This window comes from Ensifer soli, assembly GCF_041928815.1.
Lineage (GTDB): Bacteria > Pseudomonadota > Alphaproteobacteria > Rhizobiales > Rhizobiaceae > JBHFEI01.
The window spans coordinates 295,290-309,170 of the sequence record NZ_JBHFEI010000004.1 but is presented as its reverse complement, the minus strand read 5'-3'; the positions used below and the strand labels follow the sequence as shown (position 1 = coordinate 309,170).

16 protein-coding genes are annotated in these 13,881 nt (G+C 67.6%); 10 read left to right on the top strand and 6 right to left on the bottom strand.

Going from position 1 to position 13,881, the window contains the following annotated elements:
- The first annotated feature begins 73 nt into the window (after positions 1–73).
- Genes pgsA through ACEVQ6_RS08605 form a run of 3 tightly spaced genes read left to right on the top strand, consistent with a single transcriptional unit; the run spans position 74 to position 1,384 of the window.
- On the top strand, positions 74–667 hold the full coding sequence (gene pgsA, locus ACEVQ6_RS08615; protein WP_374888525.1) for a CDP-diacylglycerol--glycerol-3-phosphate 3-phosphatidyltransferase: 594 nt from the start codon (positions 74–76) through the stop codon (positions 665–667).
- Positions 664–924 (top strand): molybdopterin converting factor subunit 1, encoded by a 261-nt coding sequence (gene moaD / locus ACEVQ6_RS08610; RefSeq protein WP_374888524.1) that lies wholly within the window; start codon positions 664–666, stop codon positions 922–924. Before pgsA ends, moaD begins: the two co-directional genes overlap by 4 nt.
- A gap of 4 nt (positions 925–928) precedes the next feature.
- On the top strand, positions 929–1,384 hold the full coding sequence (locus ACEVQ6_RS08605; protein WP_374888523.1) for a molybdenum cofactor biosynthesis protein MoaE: 456 nt from the start codon (positions 929–931) through the stop codon (positions 1,382–1,384).
- A 19-nt stretch (positions 1,385–1,403) separates the two neighbouring features.
- Here the strand turns inward: ACEVQ6_RS08605 and ACEVQ6_RS08600 are convergent, their stop codons facing one another.
- Complete coding sequence (locus ACEVQ6_RS08600) at positions 1,404–2,300, bottom strand: branched-chain amino acid ABC transporter permease (protein WP_374888522.1); 897 nt, start codon at positions 2,298–2,300, stop codon at positions 1,404–1,406.
- Positions 2,301–2,366: 66 nt separating this feature from the next.
- On the opposite strand from ACEVQ6_RS08600, the gene ACEVQ6_RS08595 reads away from it, so the two are divergent.
- The gene (locus ACEVQ6_RS08595) at positions 2,367–2,918 is read left to right on the top strand and encodes a CGNR zinc finger domain-containing protein (protein ID WP_374888521.1); all 552 of its coding nucleotides are present in this window, start codon (positions 2,367–2,369) and stop codon (positions 2,916–2,918) included.
- Positions 2,915–3,424 carry a hypothetical protein gene (locus ACEVQ6_RS08590; protein WP_374888520.1) on the top strand — a complete coding sequence of 170 codons (510 nt, stop codon included), beginning with the start codon at positions 2,915–2,917 and terminating at the stop codon, positions 3,422–3,424. The genes ACEVQ6_RS08595 and ACEVQ6_RS08590 overlap by 4 nt, the downstream gene beginning before the upstream one ends.
- Positions 3,425–3,583: 159 nt before the next feature.
- On the opposite strand, the gene ndk is transcribed toward ACEVQ6_RS08590, so the two are convergent.
- Both ndk and ACEVQ6_RS08580 read right to left on the bottom strand, forming a co-directional pair.
- Entirely contained in the window at positions 3,584–4,006 is a 423-nt protein-coding gene (gene ndk, locus ACEVQ6_RS08585; protein WP_374888519.1) for a nucleoside-diphosphate kinase, read from the bottom strand.
- Between the two features lie 105 nt (positions 4,007–4,111).
- A complete protein-coding gene (locus ACEVQ6_RS08580; protein ID WP_374888518.1) occupies positions 4,112–4,801 on the bottom strand; it encodes a glutathione S-transferase family protein in 690 nt (229 codons plus the stop codon).
- Between the two features lie 141 nt (positions 4,802–4,942).
- Between ACEVQ6_RS08580 and ACEVQ6_RS08575 the strand changes: the two genes are divergently transcribed.
- From ACEVQ6_RS08575 to ACEVQ6_RS08565, 3 genes are all read left to right on the top strand, one after another.
- Positions 4,943–5,452 (top strand): DinB family protein, encoded by a 510-nt coding sequence (locus ACEVQ6_RS08575; RefSeq protein ID WP_374888517.1) that lies wholly within the window; start codon positions 4,943–4,945, stop codon positions 5,450–5,452.
- Positions 5,453–5,554: 102 nt separating this feature from the next.
- Positions 5,555–6,583 (top strand): diguanylate cyclase domain-containing protein, encoded by a 1,029-nt coding sequence (locus ACEVQ6_RS08570; RefSeq protein WP_374888516.1) that lies wholly within the window; start codon positions 5,555–5,557, stop codon positions 6,581–6,583.
- A 53-nt stretch (positions 6,584–6,636) separates the two neighbouring features.
- Complete coding sequence (locus tag ACEVQ6_RS08565) at positions 6,637–8,523, top strand: ABC-F family ATP-binding cassette domain-containing protein (protein WP_374888515.1); 1,887 nt, start codon at positions 6,637–6,639, stop codon at positions 8,521–8,523.
- A 32-nt stretch (positions 8,524–8,555) separates the two neighbouring features.
- Here the strand turns inward: ACEVQ6_RS08565 and ACEVQ6_RS08560 are convergent, their stop codons facing one another.
- Positions 8,556–9,398 (bottom strand): GNAT family N-acetyltransferase, encoded by an 843-nt coding sequence (locus ACEVQ6_RS08560; RefSeq protein ID WP_374888514.1) that lies wholly within the window; start codon positions 9,396–9,398, stop codon positions 8,556–8,558.
- Between the two features lie 205 nt (positions 9,399–9,603).
- Between ACEVQ6_RS08560 and ACEVQ6_RS08555 the strand changes: the two genes are divergently transcribed.
- Positions 9,604–10,527, top strand: coding sequence for a Gfo/Idh/MocA family protein (locus ACEVQ6_RS08555; RefSeq protein ID WP_374888513.1), 924 nt, complete (start codon positions 9,604–9,606; stop codon positions 10,525–10,527).
- 120 nt (positions 10,528–10,647) lie between these two features.
- On the top strand, positions 10,648–11,508 hold the full coding sequence (locus ACEVQ6_RS08550) for a calcium-binding protein (RefSeq protein ID WP_374888512.1): 861 nt from the start codon (positions 10,648–10,650) through the stop codon (positions 11,506–11,508).
- A gap of 221 nt (positions 11,509–11,729) precedes the next feature.
- On the opposite strand, the gene ACEVQ6_RS08545 is transcribed toward ACEVQ6_RS08550, so the two are convergent.
- Complete coding sequence (locus ACEVQ6_RS08545) at positions 11,730–12,179, bottom strand: DNA polymerase III subunit chi (RefSeq protein ID WP_374888511.1); 450 nt, start codon at positions 12,177–12,179, stop codon at positions 11,730–11,732.
- A gap of 9 nt (positions 12,180–12,188) precedes the next feature.
- The gene (locus ACEVQ6_RS08540; protein WP_374888510.1) at positions 12,189–13,685 is read right to left on the bottom strand and encodes a leucyl aminopeptidase; all 1,497 of its coding nucleotides are present in this window, start codon (positions 13,683–13,685) and stop codon (positions 12,189–12,191) included.
- Between the last annotated feature and the right edge of the window lie 196 nt (positions 13,686–13,881).

The window sequence follows — 13,881 nt, the reverse complement described above, 5'->3', positions numbered from 1 at the left end:
CAGGGCGCCTATGGTTGACCTTGGCGTCACAAAGCCGTTCTCTTGGCAGAACGAACCCACAGAATCGAGTGCCATGTCCACGCCCGCCGCCTACAACATCCCGAACCTGCTCACCTATGGCCGCATCCTCGCCGTGCCGCTGATCGTGCTCTGCTTTTTCATGGAAGGGCGGCTCGCGAGTTCCGATTTCGCGCGATGGACGGCGCTCGGCCTGTTCGCGCTCGCCTCGATCACCGATTTCTTCGACGGCTATCTGGCGCGGATCTGGAACCAGACGTCCAATATCGGCCGCATGCTCGACCCGATCGCCGACAAGCTTCTCGTCGCCACCGCGCTCCTGCTGATGGCGGCGGACACCGAGAAGACCATTGCCGGCTGGTCGCTCTGGGCGGCGATCATCATCCTCTGCCGCGAGATCCTCGTCTCCGGCCTGCGCGAATATCTGGCCGCGCTCAAGGTCAGCGTCCCCGTGACGCGCATCGCCAAGTGGAAGACGGCGATCCAGATGATCGCCATCGCCGTCCTGCTCGCGGGACCGGCGGCCGACAAGTTCCTGCCCTACACCACCCAGTTCGGGATCTTCCTGCTCTGGGTCGCGGCGATCCTGACCATGTATACCGGCTACGACTATTTCCGCGCCGGGCTGAAGCATGTGATCGACGAATGAGGACGGTGTCGCTCGCCTATTTCGCCTGGGTGCGCGAGCGGATCGGGATCGCCGCCGAGGAGCGCGATCTACCGGAAAGCGTCGTCACCGTCGCCGACCTCATCGCCCACCTGAAGACGCTCGGCGACGGCTATGCGGCGGCGCTCGAGCACGAGAACGTCATCCGGGTCGCGCTTGACCAGGAGCATGCCGAGCACGGCGAGCCGATCGGCGACGCCCGTGAGATCGCCCTCTTCCCGCCGATGACCGGAGGCTGACGCCATGGCGCGCGTGCGGGTGCAGCGGGAGGATATCGACGTTGCGGCCGAGATCGCGGCCCTGTCGGCCGGGCGGCCGGAGATCGGCGCGGTCGTCACCTTCTCCGGCCTCTGCCGGGACGAGGACGGCACGCTCAGCGCGCTCGAGCTCGAGCATTATCCGGGCATGGCGGAAGCCGAGATCGCGCGCATCTGCGCCGAGGCCATGAATCGTTTCGACCTGATCGACGCCTGCGCCATCCACCGCTTCGGCCGCATCCTGCCGGGCGAGACCATCGTGCTCGTCGCCGCCGCCTCGCGCCACCGGCACGCCGCCTTCGACGGCGCGAGCTTCATCATGGATTTCCTCAAGACCGGCGCACCCTTCTGGAAGAAGGAGCACGGGATCGACGATACGCCCGGCGGCTGGGTCTCCGCGCGGGATGCGGACGACAGCGCGCGCGACCGCTGGTCGCGCTGAGGCCCATCTCCGAGCGGGATCACGGCACGACCTTCTCCCGACGGACGAGAACCAGGACGATGACGAGACCGCCGAAGACGGCGAAATCACGCCAGAGGATCGGTCCGTAGGCGCTCCAGAGCGTTTCGGCGAGGCCGACCGCCGCCGCACCGCCGGCGGCCCGCAGCGGCGCGCCCTGCCCGCCGATCGCGGCGATGAACAGGACCTTGACGCCGAAGACCAGCCCTGCGCCGAAATCCATCGTCCCGTAATAGGAGGCGGCGAGGATGCCCGATATGGCGGCGATCCCGGCGGCCGCGGCATAGGAGAGAACAAAAACACGGCCGGGATCGATGCCGCACAGCGCCGCCGCGCCGCGATCGTCGGCGACCGCCCGCCAGATCCGTCCGGCCCGTGTCCGCGCGAGCACCGCCTGGCCGGCCGCCACGAGGGCGAGCATCAGCGCCGCGTTCAGCATCTGGATCACCGTCAGCGTCACCGGGAAGGCGGGATCGTCAACAAGCACCACCGGCGCGTTGAGGAAGAGGGGCAGCCAGAGGCTGCGCGTCTCCGTCGCCAGGCGCGCGGTTTCCATCAAGACGAGAAGAACGCCGAGCGAGGCGACGATCACCGAATTGGCCGAGGAGAAGGCGAGCGGCCGCATCACCCTTTGCGCCACGAGGACGCCGGCACCGACCGTGTAGGTGAAGGCCATCGCGGCGGCGAAGGCAAGCGTCGCCGGCAGCACCAGCCAGAGCCGGTTCCAGCCGACATCGGCGAACAGAACGAAGACCTGCCCGGCAAAGGCGAACAGCGCGCCATGGGTCAAGTCCGCCCGTCGCGTCACCGTGAAGGCGACGGCGTAACCGAAGGCAAGCACCGCGTAGAGGGCGGCGACGGGAACGGCATTGGCGAGCTGCTGGAGAAAATAGGCCATGGCGCGATCCGGGGATGACAGACCGAATATAACTGGTAAAATTGCTTTTACCAGTTAGGATTTGCCATGAGCTTCACCTGGACCCCGCATCGTTTTTCCGGCGGCGCGCTCGCCCTCGACGTCGCCAATGCCGTCGTGCTGCGCTTCGATCCGGCACGCCGGATCGACCGTTTCGCCGATCCGGCGGCGATCGACGGATTTGCCGATGCCGCGCGGCGCCATTGCGCGGAGGTCCTGCCGGCTCTGGCGGCGCCTCGGGCGGAAGACCGGCCGCTGTTCCTTGCGCTGCGCGAGGCGATCGACGCTCATTTCCGCGCGATCGCGCGGGGCGGCGCGGCGGAAGACGCGGCGCTCGCCACGCTTCTCGAGACGATCGCCGCCGTGATCCGCCGCGGAGCCGGGGACGGCGCGACCCGCCTCGACGTTCAGACCGCGCACTCGGCGCTGCGCCTTGCCGCCCTGCCCGATCCGGCGCGGCTGAAGATCTGCCCGCACTGCGAATGGCTTTTTCTCGACCGCAGCCGCAATCGCAGCCGGACCTGGTGCGACATGGCGGTCTGCGGCAACCGCACCAAGGCACGGCGCCACTACCGACGCAGCAAGGAGCATGACGCATGAAACGAGGGATCCCGGCCGTGGCGCTCGCCTGCCTGCTGCTCGCCGCCGGCTGCCAGCGCGAGGAGGCCGGCGAAGAGGCGCTGAGGCTGACCGGCAAGATCTTCGTCTTCAACTACCGCCTCGCCTATGCCACCTATCTGGTGACGCTGGCGCAGGAACGGCCGCAGCCGGAGGGAAGCACCGTCGTGGCACGCTTCGAGGACCCGGCGGGCGGCGCGCCGCTGGTGATCGAGCGGCCGCTCTTTCCGAAACTCGCCAAGGTCGTGCTCGAAAGTCCCGACATCAGCTGCGTCAAGGCGGAGCGCCCCTATGCCGTGACGATCACGGTGAAGGCGCCGGACGGCCGCGTCGTGCAGACGCTTCAGACCTCGGTGACCTCGACGCTCGACCAGGACGTGCTGCCGGAAAAGGCGCTGGTCGTCGGCCCGGCCTACGAGAAGAACCCGGATCTCTTCCGGGACGGCAAGGCGCCCGAGCGCTTCCCGACCGCCCGCTGCGCGACCTGAGGATGCCTCCGCCAGAAACGACGAAGGCCGGGACGTCGCCGCCCCGGCCTTCGGTGGTCTCAAACCTGTCAGAGCCCGTCCAGCGAAAGCCCGTTCATCCGATATGGCCTATCTTTTTGTTCTGACGCAGTGTCCCGATTCGACGGGAAATGCTCAGGATCAGCCGACGATTTCGGTGCCGGAGAACCAGTAGGCGATTTCCTCGGCGGCCGTTTCCGGCGCATCCGAACCATGGACCGAGTTTTCGCCGATCGACAGCGCATGAACCTTGCGGATCGTGCCCTCGGCGGCGTTCGCCGGATTGGTGGCGCCCATCACGTCGCGGTTCTTCAGGATGGCGTTCTCGCCTTCCAGAACCTGGACGACGGTCGGGCCGGAGGACATGAAGTCGACCAGTTCGCCGAAGAAGGGACGGTCCTTGTGCACGGCGTAGAAGCCCTCGGCCTCGCGCTTGCTCATCCATACGCGCTTGGAGGCGACGACGCGCAGGCCGGCATCCTCGAGCATCTTGGTGATCGCACCCGTCAGGTTGCGCTTGGTTGCGTCCGGCTTGATCATCGAAAAGGTGCGTTCAATCGCCATGGTGCCAATTCCCTTGGTTTTCCCGTGAATTTCGCGGTTCCATAGCCGCCAAACGGCGGCAAAACAAGGGGTGCGGCACCGATTCGGACCGGCGCTCCCGAAGTTTCACGCGGCCGTCACGCTGCGCCCGAGTCCCTGGTAAAGATCGAGGCAGCGCTCGAACCAGGCACTGACGGGATCGTCCCCGGCAAGGAGCTTCAGCGGCGAGGTGATGCGCGCCCATTGCAGCGCGCCGAAGACGATGTAGTCGGAAAAGAGCGGGGACGGACCGCCGATGAAGGCCTGGCCCTTGAGCGTGCTGCGCAGCGGCTCGAGCCGTGCCGTAAAGGCGTCCCGTTCGCCGTCGCGGCCGGCGACAACCTCCTCCAGCGCACGGCCGAGGCGGGCCTCGCGGCTGGCGCGGAAATAGGTCTGGTCCTCCGGCGCGAGCAGATCGTGGATGTCGAGCACCACCATCCGCACGAGCGCGGTGTGGATCTGAGTCTGCGACCAGCTCTCGACAAAACGGGCCATCGCCTCGCCGCCCGGACCGCCGAACAGCGACGGCCGGTCCGGATAGGTCCGCTCCAGATAAAGAGCGATCTCGAAGCTGTCGCTGACGAGCCGGTCGCCGTCGCGCAGCAGCGGCACCGTCTTCGTCGCGCCGCCCTCGATCGCCGGAATGGCGGTGAAGGGGACGGACCTGACCGTGTGGTCGAGCCCCTTGTGCGCGAGCGCCAGCGCCACCTTCCAGACATGAGGTGAGAACGGCCGGTCGGGGTTGGCGCCGCACAGGCCGTAGAGCGTGATGGACATGACGATTCCCCTTTTCTCTGATGCGTCCCGCAGTGAAGACCGCAACGGGCGCGCAATCAAATCAGGAAATTTCATCGATCGCATTCGCCCCGGGAATGGCATTCGGCGCTAGGATCGCGTCCCACGCGCAGGAGAGAGACGATGATCGAGCACTTCAGGATGTTTGCCGCCTACAACATCTGGGCGAACCGGCGGGTCTACGGCGCGGCGGCGGCGCTCGACGACCGGGCCTACCGGCAGGAGGCAGGCGCCTTCTTCGGATCGCTGCACCGGACGCTCAACCACCTCCTTGTCGCCGACCGCGTCTGGATGCGCCGCTTCACCGGCAGCGGTCCGCAACCGCAGGCGCTGGACGAAATCCTCCACGAGGATTTCGCCGGGCTCGAGGCGGCGCGTGACGCCGAGGACGCGCGCATCCGCGACTGGATCGACGGGCTCGCAGCGGAGGCCCTCGACGCGCCGTTCACCTATTCGCCGATCAGCAGTCCGGCGATCATCACCCAGCGCCTCGGTGCCGCACTCTCCCACATGTTCAACCACCAGACCCATCATCGCGGCCAGTGCCATGCCATCCTGACCGGCATCGGCGGCCCGTCGCTGGTGCTGGACCTCGTCTATTTCCTGCGCGCCGAGGGTGCGGAATTCGCCTGACCCTCGCAAGTTTAGACTGGCATTTGACCGTCCCTTAAGGGTGTTGCCCTAACGTCGCGGCATCTGCGCGCGCGAGCGCGCCAACCGACCGGATGATCGCCCATGCCCCCGAAGGACGCCCACCATCCCCACGCCGAAAGCGCGGCGCAGATCTTCCGCATCGCGCAGGTGATGGCAAAGATCGGTATGATGCCGCTCGCGCTGAATTTCGAGCTGATCCGGCAAGCGCTGTCGGGGCACCATCCGGGCCTCAGCCGCGAGATCGCCGGGCTTGGCGCGATGCCGGCCCAGTCGGCACTCGAACGCATCGCCGCCGCGCACGGGATCGGCGGGCCTCCGGCGACGCCGCGCGACGACCTCCTGAAGGCGCTTGCCGGCAGCCGCGACCGGGTGCGCGACGTCAGGGACGAACAGGCGGATTTCGCCCGTCTGCTCGAACGTTTCGCCCGCGCGCTCGACGAAGGCGCCGTGACCGGGCTCGCGGACGCGGTCGAGGAACTCAAGGACCGGACGCTCCGGCTCGCCGCCGGCACGGAAACGCTCGACGGCGAACTCGACCGGATCGCCGCGCTCGTCGCCGAATGCGCCGATCCGGACGGGGCCGCCGGCAACGTGCTGACGGAAGACGCCGTGACCGGCCTGCCGACGCGCCGCGCGCTGCTTTCGCTGCTCGACGCCACCTACGCGAACCCGGAGGCGGAGGCAAAGACAGCGCTGTCGCTTGCCGCCTTCCCGGCATCGCCGCCTGTCGAGGACGCGGTTCTGCACCGCATGGCGCTCGCGCTGCGCACCGTCGTGAAGAAGGACGACGTCGTCGCGCGCGTCGGCGCCAACACCTTCGCCTTCGTCTTCCGCGACGTGACGCCCACGGCGGCCGTGTCGATCACCCACCGGCTGCGCCGGCGCATCGCGCCGCTGCTCGGCCTGAAGGCCGGCGCCCCGGAGACGGAGGGCCTCGTGGTCGCCGGCTTCGCCATGCTCGGCGATGCCCCGGACGCGGCCACGCTGATCAGACGGGCGGAGCAGGCGCTCGAGGCCGCACGGATCGGCCGCGACGGGCCGGTGGTCGCCTATTGCCCGGACCGCATGTCCGGCGCCGAGGCGACCTATCGCCGGCTCGCCGGCGGCTGACGCCCCTTTCCGGGGTCTTGCGCCGGCGCGTGAAGCCGGGCAAAACGCCGGCCATGATCACGCTCACGAACCTCTCCGCCCGCATCGCCGGCCGCCTGCTCATCGACGGGGCCAGCCTGTCGCTGCCCGCCGGCACGAAGGCCGGCCTCGTCGGCCGCAACGGTGCCGGCAAGTCGACGCTGTTCCGCATCATCACCGGCGAGATGGACAGCGAAAGCGGCTCGGTCAGCATCCCGCGCAACGCCCGCATCGGACAGGTGGCGCAGGAGGCGCCGGGCACCGAGGAGCCTCTGATCGAGATCGTGCTGAAGGCCGACAAGGAGCGCGAGGCCCTGCTTTCCGAGGCGCAGGTGGCGAAGGACCCGCACCGCATCGCCGAGATCCACACGCGGCTTGCCGATATCCAGGCCCATTCGGCCGAGGCGCGCGCCGCGAGCATCCTCGCCGGCCTCGGCTTCGACGCGGCGGCGCAGGCGCGGCCGGCCTCAAGCTTCTCCGGCGGCTGGCGCATGCGCGTGGCGCTCGCCGCCGTGCTCTTCTCCGAGCCCGACCTGCTGCTCCTCGACGAGCCGACCAACTATCTCGACCTCGAAGGCACGCTCTGGCTGGAGGACTATATCAGCCGGTATCCCTATACCGTGATCATCATCAGCCACGACCGCGACCTCCTGAACACCGCCGTCAACGCCATCATCCATCTCGACCAGCAGAAGCTCACCTTCTATCGCGGCCCCTACGACCAGTTCGAGCGCCAGCGCGCCGAGGCGATCGAACTGCAGGTGAAGGCGAAGGCGAAGAACGAGGCGCAGCGCAAGCACCTGCAATCCTTCATCGACCGCTTCAAGGCCAAGGCGACCAAAGCGCGCCAGGCGCAGAGCCGCGTCAAGGCGCTGGAACGGCTCGGCACCGTCGCCGCCGTGGTCGAGGACCACGTCCAGGGCTTCACCTTCCCCGATCCGGAGAAGGAGATCGCCGCGCCGATCATCGCGCTGCAGGGCGCCTCGGTCGGCTACCAGCCGGGCAAGCCGGTGCTGCAGCGCCTGTCGCTGCGCATCGATACCGACGACCGCATCGCCCTTCTCGGCTCGAACGGCAACGGCAAGTCGACCTTCGCCAAGCTGATCTCCGGCCGGCTCGCCGCCACGGGCGGCGGCGTGCAGATCGCCCCCGGGCTAAAGATCGGCTTCTTCGCCCAGCACCAGCTCGACGACCTCGTGCCGGACCACAACGCCGTCGACCATGTGCGGCCGCTGATGCCGGGCGCGCCCGAAGCGAAAGTGCGCGCCCGCGTCGCCCAGATGGGGCTCGCGACGGAGAAGATGGAGACGCCGGCAAAGGATCTCTCCGGCGGCGAGAAGGCGCGGCTGCTGATGGGGCTCGCCGCCTTTGACGCGCCGAACCTGCTCATCCTCGACGAACCAACCAACCATCTCGACATTGACAGCCGCCGCGCGCTCATCGAGGCGTTGAACACGTTTTCCGGCGCGGTCATCCTGATCTCGCACGACCGGCACCTGATCGAGGCGACCGCCGACCGGCTCTGGCTTGTGCGCGACGGCACCGTGACGAATTACGACGGCGATCTCGAGGAGTATCGCGGCATCATCGTCCAGAGCAGCCGCGCCGCGAGGGCCGCGAAGGAGAAGGCGCCGGAAGAGCCCGTCTCCAAGGCCGACCAGCGCAAGGCCAATGCCGAAAAGCGCGCGGCCTTCGCGCCGATGAAGAAGCGCATCACCGCACTGGAGACGCTGACGGAGAGGCTGCAGACGCAGATCCAGGCGCTCGACCGGGAGCTCGCGGACCCGGCGATCTATACCGCGGCGCCCGACAAGGCGGCGGCCAAGGTCAAGGAGCGCGGGCTTCTGGTGCAGAAGCTCTCGTCCGCCGAAGACGAATGGATGCAGCTTTCCATCGACTATGACGAGGCGATGGCCGGCTGACCTTTCCTTCGGACGTCGACGATCCTGCCGCCTTACCCGAGTTCGAAGCTGGTGATGCCGTAGATCCTGCCGAGCGGAAGATCGGGCGCCAGCCCACGATACATGCGCACGGTCTCGAGGACCGGTTTCAGGTTGTATCGCTCGCAGAGCGCGCGCGCCGCCGCGTTCGGAGCGGGAATGTCGAGAAAGACCTCCTCAACCCCGGCCACGGCGGCAGCCCTGCGGAAGAGCAGGTCCGCGCCGGCCTCGGTCTCGCAGAAGAGCGGCCCGATCTTGAAGCCCTGGCGGCAGGCGCGGACCGTCGCATAGCCGAGGATCGCGCCGTCGCGCATCAGAGCGAAGCTCTGGCGGTCATCCCCCTGCTTCAGCCATTCGCGCAGGAAATCCTCCCGCCGCGCGGCGTTGAAGCGGCGGTCGAAATCGACGATCATCGGCAGATGCAGCGGCGCAACCTCGATCAGTTCCTCGGAGGACGGCGCGGCAAGGCGCGGCGCGCCGCCATAACGGACATTTCCATGGGCGGTCATGAAACCGGAACGGCGATAGATGTCCTGCTGGGCGATGACGCCGTCGAGGCCGATCGTCAGGTCCTCGTCGCGCTCGACGATCGCGTTCCAGAAGGCGAGCCCCCGGCCCTTGCCGCGCTCGTCCGGCCGGACGATGTAGAAGCCGAGAAAGGCGAAGCTATCGCTGAAGCGCACGACCGACAGCGAGGCGACGATCGCGCCGTCCTCCTCGATCACATGGAAACCCTCGGGGTCCGCCGCCCAGAAGGCGGAGGCATCGTCGAGGCCGGGGTTCCAGCCTTCCGCGGCCGCCCAGTCGAGCAATGTTGCGATTTCGGCGCGCGTGGCGTTGCGGATCACGGTCGACATGGCTTCTCCGGGGCGGACGGGCAGAGGGGTTCGCGCGGCGCCCCCCCGGTGTAGCGCAAGTGACGGCCAATTCAACCCTCGGTCCGGGCGGCGGCGCTCGCGAACGCTCAGCAGGGCGGCCGCTTGCGGCGCTCCCGGATTCTGCTATCAAGGCGGCGATAAAATCATACTAATTGCGGCTTCGCAGCGGATCGGGGGACATGCCATGACCATCAACCTTGCCATCGTCGGCGTCGGCAAGATCGTGCGGGACCAGCATCTGCCCGCGATCGCCGCCGATCCAGCCTACCGGCTGGTCGCCGCCGCGAGCCGCAACGGCACGGTCGAGGGGATCGACAACTACACCTCGATCGAGGCGATGCTTTCGCAAAAACCGGAGATCGAGGCGGTCTCGCTGTGCATGCCGCCGCAATACCGCTATGCGAGCGCCCATGCGGCGCTGTCGGCCGGCAAGCATGTGTTCCTCGAAAAGCCGCCGGGCGCGACGCTAAGCGAGGTCGCCGCCCTTGAAACGCTGGCGGCGGAAAAGGGCCTGTCGCTCTTTGCGAGCTGGCATTCCCGCTATGCGCCCGCCGTCGAGGCGGCCAGGGACTTCCTGTCCCGGACGCGATTGCACAGCGTGCGGGTCGTCTGGAAGGAGGATGTGCGCCACTGGCATCCGAACCAGGCCTGGATCTGGGCGGCCGGCGGCCTCGGCGTCTTCGATCCCGGTATCAACGCGCTGTCGATCGTCACCCATATCCTGCCGGAAGCCCTGTTCATCACCGAGGCGACGCTGGAGTTTCCCGAAAACCGCGACGCGCCGATCGCGGCGTCGATGCGTTTCTCGAGCGCGTCTAACCTCGACGCGACGGCCGAGTTCGACTGGCGCCAGACGGGAAAGCAGAGCTGGGACATCATCGCCGCCACGGAGGCCGGCGAGATGGTGCTCTCGGAGGGCGGGGCGAAGCTTTCCGTCGACGGAAAAAGCGTGCACGAGGAGCCGGAGGCGGAGTATCCGGCGCTTTACCGGCGCTTCGCCGAGATCATCGCGGCCGGTCGGTCCGACGTGGACCTCGCGCCGCTGCGTCATGTCGCCGACGCCTTCATGCTCGGCCGGCGGAAGTTCGTCGACGCGTTCCATGATTGACGCGGTGCGCGGAGAGATGCGCGTGCGGTATCCGGCGGCCACCCGCCGGCCGCATTGACGGCGACTGTTTCCCTGTTATGTTGGAATTCATTTTATTCAGGAATTTCAAGGGAAAAAGAGATGGAAACCGGGATCGTAAGCTTCACCGAGAGCCGGGCGCTGCGCGAGAACCTGCCGGCGGACACCATCCTCGGTGCCTTTTCGCTCAGCGGCGTGTCTGAGGACGATGTCGTCTACACGATCGAGGAACAGTACAAAATTCTCTATGGCGAGGGTTTCGTCTTCGACGCCGAGGTCGCCGTCGACTATTTTTCGATATCGCAGGGACGGCTCGTCACGACGGCACCGCTCGACTACGAGACGCAAGGGTACAATTACGACAACACGCTTTCCAGCGTCGTACCGATCCGCGTCAACGTCACGGCGACGGCGCGGGACGGGACCGTCCTCGGATCCGAGCAGTTCACCTTCCATCTCGAGGACACCGTCGAAACCGTCTGGGGCTCTGGCACGAACAACACGCTGAAGGGCAGCGTCGGCGCCGACAAGATCATCGGCCTTGGCGGGCGGGACACGCTGTTCGGCTTCGGCGGCGACGATATCCTCTATGGCGGCGCCGGCGCCGATGTGCTGTCGGGCGACGAGGGCGGCGATTTCTACGACGGCTTCCCGGGGAACGACCGGTTTCTCTACAAGACAATCAGCGAATCGACGGTCGCGGCAGCGGATCGCATCACCGATTTCAGCCGTGGCGACGTCATCGACCTCAAGGCAATCGATGCCGACACGACCGCCGCCGGCAACCAGGCATTCTCCTGGCGCGGCGCGCGCGGCTTTTCCGGCGAGGCCGGCGAACTGCGCTACGCGATGCGGGCGACGGAAACGGTGCTCTATGCCGATGTCGACGGTGACCGCAGGGCCGACATGGCGATCCGGTTCGAGGATGCCTTTAGGCTCTACAAGATCGATTTCGTTTTCTAGGGCATGCCCAGCCGAAGCGGGAGCGCTTCGGCAGCGGACGATGCGGCAAGAACAGAAGCAGAGAGCCCGTCCGGGGAACCGGCGCTCACGGGACGCGCTCTAAAGTCTGTCAGGTTCGTTGCAGGCCAGACAAGCTCGGGTTCCTCTGTTGTCGCTTGTCTTTTCGGGATAGCCGGATTCCACATCATCCATGACAAACCCTTGAGGACCGAAGGACAGCCTTACGCCTTCTTCACCCAGCGACCGTCGCGGTCCTGCTGCCAGTAGGTGAGGCTGTGGCCGCTGCCGCGCAGTCGCTTCCACTCGGCGCGCGCGCCCTCCACCTGCTCCTGGTCATAGCCGTCGAACATGAAGACCATCCGCTCATAGGCGTCCGGCGCGGGCGGCGCCGCGCCGTCGACGATGAAGCGCACGGTGGCGTCGTTCGCATTGCCGTCTCCGGCGGTGAGCAGCACCGGCTGAGCCTCGGCAAACGGCGCCTCCTCCGTGCCGTGCGGCAGGAAACTGTCGTCGCGATAGACCCAGAGATGGGCGTCCAGCCGGTCGCGCCGGGCCGCGTCCGCCGTCTGGACGGCGACGCGCCAGCCGCGCGCGAGGCTCTTTTCGAGGAGCGGCGGCAGCGCGTCCTCGAGCTTCGATTCGGTCAGATGGTAGAAAAGGATCTCCGTCAACGCGCGGACTCACGTCTCGTAGGAGGCGCGGACGAATTCGTTGAGAAGCCGCACGCCGAAGCCCGAACCCCAGGAGGCGTTGATCTCGTCGGTCGGCGAACCCATCGCCGTGCCGGCGATGTCGAGATGGGCCCAGGGCGTGTCCTTGACGAACCGCTTGAGGAACTGCGCCGCCGTCACCGACCCGCCATGCCGCCCGCCGGTGTTCTTCATGTCGGCGAACTTGCTGTCGATCATCTTGTCGTATTCCTTGGCGAGCGGCATGCGCCAGAGGCGCTCCTGCGTCACCTGGCCGGCGGCGAGCAGGTCGCCCGCAAGCCGGTCGTCATTGGAAAAGAGGCCGGCATGGTGGCCGGCGAGCGCCACCATGATCGCGCCCGTCAGCGTCGCGAGATCGATCATCAGCTGCGGATTGAAGCGGTCGTTGCAATACCAGAGCGCATCGCAGAGCACGAGCCTGCCTTCCGCGTCGGTGTTGATGATCTCGATCGTCTGGCCGGACATCGAGGTGACGATGTCGCCCGGGCGCTGGGCGTTGGCGTCGGGCATGTTCTCGACGAGGCCGAGAATGCCGACGGCGTTGACCTTCGCCTTGCGCAGCGCCAGCGTCTGCATCAGGCCGGCGACGGCCGCCGCCCCGCCCATGTCGCCCTTCATGTCCTCCATCCCGGCCGCCGGCTTGATCGAGATGCCGCCGGTGTCGAAGACGACGCCCTTGCCGACAAAGGCGAGCGGCCGTTCTCCGGCCTTGCCGCCCTTCCACTGCATGACGACGAGCTGCGCCGGGCGGCCGGGCGCCGACCCTTGCGAGACGCCGAGCAGCGCGCCCATGCCGAGCGCCCGCATGGCCGCCTCGTCGAGGATCTCCACCTCGAGGCCTGACGCCTCCAGCGCCTTGGCGCGGGCGGCGAACTCGACCGGCCCGAGCACGTTCGGCGGCTCGTTGACGAGGTCGCGGGCAAGGACGACGCCGGCGGCGACGGCCTCGGCGGCGGAAAACGCCTTCTTCGCCGCCGTCGCCTCCGCCGTCACCAGCGTCACGGCGGCGGGAGCGGCGGCCTTGCGCTCCTCGTCCTTTTTCGTCGTCTTGTAGCGATCGAAGCGATAGGCGCCGAGTTCCATGCCGAGGGCGAAGTCGGCCGCGGCCTTGGCGGTGATCTCGACACCGGGCGCATCGAGGAAGACGGTTGCCTTCTCGACGCTGCCGAGCCGGGCGGCGGCGGCCCCGCCGGCCCGCAGCCAGTCGTGCTCGCCAAGCGCGGTGCCGTCGCCGAGGCCGAGGACGATCAGCCGGTCGAACGGCGACCCCTGCGGCGCGATGAGGTCGAGGACGGCGAGCGACTTGCCGGAAAATTTCGCCACCCGCGCCGCGCGGGCGACGACGCCGTCCGGATCGACGCTCGACGCGCCGGCCGCCTCCGGCGCGTCGAGCGCCATCAGCGACAGCGCCACGCCACCGGGGGCGCGGACAGAGCGTGCGAAGGAAAAGGTGAATGAGGCGGCCATGGCGCTCCCCGCAATCCGGCTTGAAACTGCGGGCGATCATGGCTTTTTCGCCCGGCGATGCAAGGCTTTGTCGCGGGGCCGCGACAGTTTTGCCGCACACCGATCCGGCAGGCGCGACAGGGAGGCAAGAAAGTGAGGGACCGCCGCATTTCACGATTGCCACGATTTCTCCAAACGGCTAGACGATGCAGATTGG

Excerpts from the sequence above, each read along its gene's own strand:
- ACEVQ6_RS08600 (WP_374888522.1), bottom strand. The coding sequence starts at position 2,300 with ATGGCCTATTTTCTCCAGCAGCTCGCCAATGCCGTTCCCGTCGCCGCC.
- ndk (WP_374888519.1), bottom strand. The coding sequence starts at position 4,006 with ATGGCGATTGAACGCACCTTTTCGATGATCAAGCCGGACGCAACCAAG.
- ACEVQ6_RS08560 (WP_374888514.1), bottom strand. The coding sequence starts at position 9,398 with ATGTCGACCGTGATCCGCAACGCCACGCGCGCCGAAATCGCAACATTG.
- ACEVQ6_RS08550 (WP_374888512.1), top strand. The coding sequence starts at position 10,648 with ATGGAAACCGGGATCGTAAGCTTCACCGAGAGCCGGGCGCTGCGCGAG.
- ACEVQ6_RS08595 (WP_374888521.1), top strand. The coding sequence starts at position 2,367 with ATGAGCTTCACCTGGACCCCGCATCGTTTTTCCGGCGGCGCGCTCGCC.
- ACEVQ6_RS08555 (WP_374888513.1), top strand. The coding sequence starts at position 9,604 with ATGACCATCAACCTTGCCATCGTCGGCGTCGGCAAGATCGTGCGGGAC.
- ACEVQ6_RS08580 (WP_374888518.1), bottom strand. The coding sequence starts at position 4,801 with ATGTCCATCACGCTCTACGGCCTGTGCGGCGCCAACCCCGACCGGCCG.
- pgsA (WP_374888525.1), top strand. The coding sequence starts at position 74 with ATGTCCACGCCCGCCGCCTACAACATCCCGAACCTGCTCACCTATGGC.
- ACEVQ6_RS08575 (WP_374888517.1), top strand. The coding sequence starts at position 4,943 with ATGATCGAGCACTTCAGGATGTTTGCCGCCTACAACATCTGGGCGAAC.
- ACEVQ6_RS08540 (WP_374888510.1), bottom strand. The coding sequence starts at position 13,685 with ATGGCCGCCTCATTCACCTTTTCCTTCGCACGCTCTGTCCGCGCCCCC.
- ACEVQ6_RS08605 (WP_374888523.1), top strand. The coding sequence starts at position 929 with ATGGCGCGCGTGCGGGTGCAGCGGGAGGATATCGACGTTGCGGCCGAG.
- ACEVQ6_RS08570 (WP_374888516.1), top strand. The coding sequence starts at position 5,555 with ATGCCCCCGAAGGACGCCCACCATCCCCACGCCGAAAGCGCGGCGCAG.
- ACEVQ6_RS08590 (WP_374888520.1), top strand. The coding sequence starts at position 2,915 with ATGAAACGAGGGATCCCGGCCGTGGCGCTCGCCTGCCTGCTGCTCGCC.
- moaD (WP_374888524.1), top strand. The coding sequence starts at position 664 with ATGAGGACGGTGTCGCTCGCCTATTTCGCCTGGGTGCGCGAGCGGATC.
- ACEVQ6_RS08565 (WP_374888515.1), top strand. The coding sequence starts at position 6,637 with ATGATCACGCTCACGAACCTCTCCGCCCGCATCGCCGGCCGCCTGCTC.